Source organism: Actinomycetota bacterium, assembly GCA_013152275.1.
Classification (GTDB): domain Bacteria; phylum Actinomycetota; class Acidimicrobiia; order Spongiisociales; family UBA4744; genus BMS3Bbin01.
The window spans coordinates 1-5,202 of the sequence record JAADGS010000009.1; the positions used below are offsets into that span (position 1 = coordinate 1).

General features: G+C 62.7%; 7 protein-coding genes and 1 pseudogene. 7 read left to right on the forward strand and 1 reads right to left on the reverse strand.

What is annotated here, in order from left to right:
* From GXP34_00390 to GXP34_00410, 5 genes are all read left to right on the forward strand, one after another.
* Positions 1-595 (forward strand): ATP-binding cassette domain-containing protein (locus GXP34_00390; GenBank protein NOY54432.1); only part of this gene is annotated, 595 nt, incomplete at its 5' end.
* Positions 592-1,692 (forward strand): ABC transporter permease, encoded by a 1,101-nt coding sequence (locus GXP34_00395; protein NOY54433.1) that lies wholly within the window; start codon positions 592-594, stop codon positions 1,690-1,692. The genes GXP34_00390 and GXP34_00395, both read left to right, overlap by 4 nt.
* A 94-nt stretch (positions 1,693-1,786) precedes the next feature.
* On the forward strand, positions 1,787-1,939 hold the full coding sequence (locus tag GXP34_00400; GenBank protein ID NOY54434.1) for a hypothetical protein: 153 nt from the start codon (positions 1,787-1,789) through the stop codon (positions 1,937-1,939).
* Positions 1,940-1,943: 4 nt separating this feature from the next.
* Positions 1,944-2,093 (forward strand): hypothetical protein, encoded by a 150-nt coding sequence (locus GXP34_00405; protein ID NOY54435.1) that lies wholly within the window; start codon positions 1,944-1,946, stop codon positions 2,091-2,093.
* Positions 2,094-2,247: 154 nt separating this feature from the next.
* Positions 2,248-2,673: a hypothetical protein gene (locus GXP34_00410; protein NOY54436.1), complete on the forward strand. Its 426-nt coding sequence runs from the start codon at positions 2,248-2,250 to the stop codon at positions 2,671-2,673.
* Positions 2,674-2,904: 231 nt separating this feature from the next.
* Here GXP34_00410 and GXP34_00415 read toward each other — a convergent pair.
* A pseudogene (locus tag GXP34_00415) lies at positions 2,905-3,072 on the reverse strand (transposase).
* Between the two features lie 484 nt (positions 3,073-3,556).
* Between GXP34_00415 and GXP34_00420 the strand changes: the two are divergent.
* Positions 3,557-4,258 (forward strand): hypothetical protein, encoded by a 702-nt coding sequence (locus GXP34_00420; GenBank protein ID NOY54437.1) that lies wholly within the window; start codon positions 3,557-3,559, stop codon positions 4,256-4,258.
* 807 nt (positions 4,259-5,065) lie between these two features.
* Positions 5,066-5,202 (forward strand): hypothetical protein (locus GXP34_00425; GenBank protein ID NOY54438.1); only part of this gene is annotated, 137 nt, incomplete at its 3' end.

The following is a 5,202-nucleotide window of genomic DNA, read 5'->3' on the forward strand; positions in this document are numbered from 1 at the left end:
AGAGGTGATCTTCGACGGGTTCTCACACCTGTTCCCTGCAGGGGTGGTGACGGGGGTGACGGGCAGGTCGGGGTCGGGCAAGTCGACGTTGTTGTATCTGGTCGGGTTGTTGCTGACCCCGTGGTCGGGACAGATCCGGTATGGGCAGGTGGAGGCCGGTGGACTGTCGGATGCGGCACGCTCGGCGATACGCGCTTCGAGGGTGGGGTTCGTGTTTCAAGATGCGGTGTTAGATCCGTCCCGGAGCGTGTTGGACAACATGATCGAGGGGGCCGTGTATGCGGGTCTGGGTCGGGTGCAAGCGACCGAACGGGCGACCGTGTTGGCGGACAGGTTCGAGGTGGGGTTGCGGCTGGGGCACAAGCCGGGGGAGGTGTCGGGTGGCCAGGCGCAACGTGTCGCGTTGTGTCGGGCGTTAGTGAACCGTCCCGACATAATCTTGGCGGATGAACCGACCGGGAACCTGGACGATGTGACCGCCCGTGTCGTGATCGACGCGCTGGTCGGGTTGGCACACGACCAGGAGGCGACGGTGATCATCGTGTCGCACGATCACACGGTTGCTGCCGCCTGTGACGAGGTGGTGGAACTGTGAGACGCCTCGCAGGGCTGGTCGCCGAGGCGGTACGGATGATGGCGGCCCGTCCGGTGTCGTCGACGGTGACCGGGCTGATCGTGGCTGCGGTGTGTGGGGTGATCCTGTCAACGACCGGACAGTCGGTGCAGGCGGAACGGCAAGTCCTGGCCCGTATCGACGATGCCGGCACCCGGAGTGTGATCATCACCGATACCAACGGGTCCGCCTGGATTCACGCCTCGGCGGTGGATCGGATCGGGCGCCTGTCGGGTGTCGAGTGGGCGATCGGGTTGGGTCCGGCTGTCGATGTGCACGCCGCCGGTATCCCCGGTGGCAACCCAGCGGCGGTGCGGGCCGTCTACGGTACCCTTCCGGTCGAGGTGACCACCTCAGGGTGGGACCAGACACCCGGCACGGTTCTGGTCGGCCCCGTCGCACAAACCACCCTCGGACTCGAAGTCCCCGCCGGTGGGGTCGCCACCAGCGACAACGTCGACTATGCGGTCGTCGGCTGGTTCAATGCGACCGACCCGCTCGGGTTCCTCAACCGGTCGCTGATCGCCGCACCCGACAGCGGCGATGTCGATCCGATCATCCGTGCCATCTACGTGCTCACCCGACAACCAGAAGACGTTGCAGCTGTCGCCGATGCCGTCGTCGGGATCGTTGATCCCGAGGACCCGACAGCGGTCGGAATCCAAACCTCCGAAACGATCGTCGAGATCCGCAAAGCCGTCCAAGGAGAACTCGGCCGCTACTCCAGACGGCTCGTCACCGTCATCCTTGCCGTCGGGTTGATCCTCGTCGGATTGAACATCTACGGATCTGTCACCACCGCCCGACGAGACTACGGGCGACGCCGCGCCCTCGGCGCATCACGACCCGACATCATCACCCTCGTCACCACCCAAACCGTCACCGTCGCCCTCATCGGCGCCCTTACCGGCAGCGTGGCCGGTGGGGCTGTCATCTGGAAACTCACCGGCACCCCACCCGACCTGTCGTTCACCACCGCTATCGCCACTCTCGCCATCCTCACCGCAGGCATCGCCGCCATCCCACCCGCCGTCATCGCCGCCTGGCGCGACCCCGTCTCCATCCTCCGAGTCCCTTAGATCCAGTTCTCCTGGAGTCTCCGCGCGACAACACGCCTGATCTGGACACAGACAGGGTATGGCGATGCTTTGGGAAGGAAGGAGAGGAGGGAGTATGAGACGACTCATTGTCACAATTCTGGTCATGGCCATGATCATGACCATGGCGGCTGCACCAGCGGTGGCGACCCCGGGAAGTGACTACTTCGCGACGAGGTATTGCACGATCTATCAGGGAGTGTTTATCTACAGCCGGGCCGCCGGCTAGCGTCTTGTTCGAGTGGGAAGGGCATTTCACGTACAACTACACCCCCACAGCGGCCTACTGGGGCGTCCAGACGAACGACCCCGAAACGTGGGCGCGGATCAGCTGGGACAGCTACAAGATCACCGACGGGGCATACTGCAAGAGTGTCCTCTAGCCAGATGCAGAGCATGCTGCGGAGCGTTGGCGCCGTTTACCTTCTCTTGATACTCGCGACGGTGACGGCCTGTAGCCGATCAGATGAATCGCCGGCAGCACGTGTCGGCACGAACGCTGGGGCCACCGAGGATTCGATTTCTCGGTGGCCCCCCGTGTCGCTGCTGCCGGACGAGTTCTTCCCCCGCCTCGTCAAGTGTCTGAATGATCACGGCTATGCGGTGACACTGAATCCTGACTACACGATCTCCGGGCATGGGAGTGTCGATTCGGAGCAGTTCCTCCAGACACGTGACGAGTGTGCTCGGGAGATTGACCCGGGGTACGTGGAGGATCCGCCGCCGTTCACCGAGACGCAGCTCGAGAGCTTCTATTCGTACGTCAAGGCCGAGGCGGCGTGTTTCGCGGAGCTGGGGTACCCGCTGGTGCAGGTGCCGTCGTTCGATAAGTTCTTGTCAGACCTGCCGGTGCTGTTCGACCCCGTCGCGGTGCTCATCGAAGATCTTGGAGTGTCTCCCACCAACGAGGAAATCGCCACTTGCAGATGGCGGAACAAGCCGGAGTGGCTCGTAGCACCGTAGCGGCGGAGAGTGCATGCTCTTGACAGAGGGATCGAAGATGAGGACAGTCGTAATCCTCGTGTTGGTCATCGCTCTGGCGGCCGTGATCGCACTGCCCGCCTGAGCGACTGTGTGGAAGTTCGGATCTACCACCGTCCTCGAAGAGGTGGCGGCAGCGGTCAAACGCCGTAGTTCGCGGCTTCAGAGATTCCGTCACGCGCGAGTAGCCCGCCCGATGAGATGACTCCCGCCGCGCTCAGCCTGACGAACCCAATTCCGCATCGTCTCAGTCGAACAGCCAATCTTGCCAGCGATCGACGTGATCGCCGCCCACTCCGACTCGTACTCCACACGATGCTCCAACACGCGACGAACCGCACGTTCGCGCACCTCCAGTGAATACCTTGATGGTCTAGACATGACTCCATCCTCCCAAGGATCAGAGTGATATTCCCCAGGTTTGGTGGAGTCGGGATAGTTGAATCGGTCTCCATCCTCCGAGTCCCCTAGATCCAGTTCTCCTGGAGTCTCCGCGCGACAACACGCCTGATCTGGACACAGACAGGGTATGGCGGTGCTTTGGGAAGGAAGGAGAGGAGAGAGTATGAGACGACTCGTTGTTACGATTCTGGTCATAGCCATGATCATGACCATGGCGGCTGCACCAGCAGTAGCGGAAGGGGGTGGCACTATGAACTGCGGGAGCGGGGGATACGCGACTACCCACTCGTACACGTCGGGAGGGAGCAATCACTTCCTAGCCCCCCACTGGGTTGCGGGGTTCACGACCCAACAGGTGCGGACGGTGTACTGGGCCCCAGTTTACTCGTACGGGTGGACCGATTGGTCACTCTACGTAAGAGGGACCTACTACTCGAGCTGGGGGACCTGCGATGTGCAGTAGGTGATGCAGGTGGTGGGTGGCGGCATCGAGAGGGCTCTGGCGTGGTTCTGCCTGCTGGTGTTCCTGGCGGCAGCTTCGGCATGCACGCGACAGACGGCGGATGCCCGAGCGATCGAGGTTTCGACACCCTCCACATCCTCGACGTCTGAGACGGTTGTTAGTACGACCGGTGATGGGGATGCTGGATTCTCGTGGGCTGCGCAGGTCCCGGACTGGCCGCCCGGGTATGTCGATCCAGGGAACGGTCCGTACCCCGTCGAGGGCGTAGAGCATGTGAAGTATCGGATCGCCTGTCTCGAATACCTCGGTTTCGCGGTCACGCCAACGGTTGACAGGCTCAGCTACATGTTCGACTACAGGGGATTGACTCCCGAGGACGCGGTCGCGGTCGACCAAGAGTGCTATCAGCGGGCCATCGACATCGGCCTCGTTCGCGAGTATCGGGACATACCAACGGATCTGAGCCTCAAGTACGAGACAGAGATGCAGACCCAACGGTGCCTGGAGGAGCATGGGTTTCGCGTCGTGGACCCCCCAACGCTCGACTCGTACATCGACAGTGGCGGGACTAATTGGAGCGCCTTCGACGCCTACGGGGGACGTCTGGACGTGTTTTCTACAGAAGGCATGACCTTGGACGAGCGCGAGTGGCTGGATGCAGAGATCGCCTGTCCTCCGGGTGAAGAGATCCCCGGCGGGTAGCGGATCCCGTCTGTCGATGACCTTTCGAGCATGGGCGAGCGACAGTCAAACGGTGTCTGGCCCAAGAGGGACTCCGACTATCTGCAACTCACCAAAGAACAAACCCGAGCATCTCGCGAACCACTACTGGGAACCGCAACTCGAACCCTGATGTAGAGGGCGGGCGGGAGTCCACGCGAGACAAGTCGCCCGGGTAGGGAGGCTTCCAAGCCGCCACCGACCCGCTCGCGTTCTTGAACCGGTCGTTGCTCGCCGCAGCCGACCCGACGATCCCCGATCCGACACTGCGGGTCATCTACGTGCTCACCCGACGACCAGAAGACGTCGCGGTCGCCCTCGCCGGTGCCATCGCAGGAGCAGTCATCGGCGGAACGTCATCTGGCGACTCACCGGCGGCCCACCCGACCTGGCGTTCACCACCGCCATCGCCACCCTCGCTGCCGGCATCGCCGCCATCCCACCCGCAACTATCGCCGCCTGGCGCGACCCCATCTCCATCCTCTGAATCCCCTGAATGTCCTTCTGTCGAAATCAGCGCGCGACAACAGGTCTGATCCGTACACAAACACAGTGTGGCAGCGATGGTGTTCGTTTCCGGTGAACCGGTTGCCCGGACAGGCAAGGAAGCGGCCGTCTCCGAAGGAGGGCAGCGGAGGTCTTCTGGACGGCCGGTCATCGGCCCGTACTCGAGGGGGCCGACTTGCTGGAAGTAGTGAGACGACGGTGCCGCTGGCGCACTGCCCGCTACCCGGAAAGTGGCAGGTTGGTGATGCCTATTGGAACGATGGCGTCCAGGGAAGGGAGGAGATGATGAGGCGACTCATGGTCACGGTAACGGTCCTGGCGATGCTCATGGTGTTGGCGGCCGCACCAGCACTTGCGGCGAATGTGTCCGCCAATTGCGGAACCGGCGGCTTCTTCTACACACGCGGCACCGCGGACTA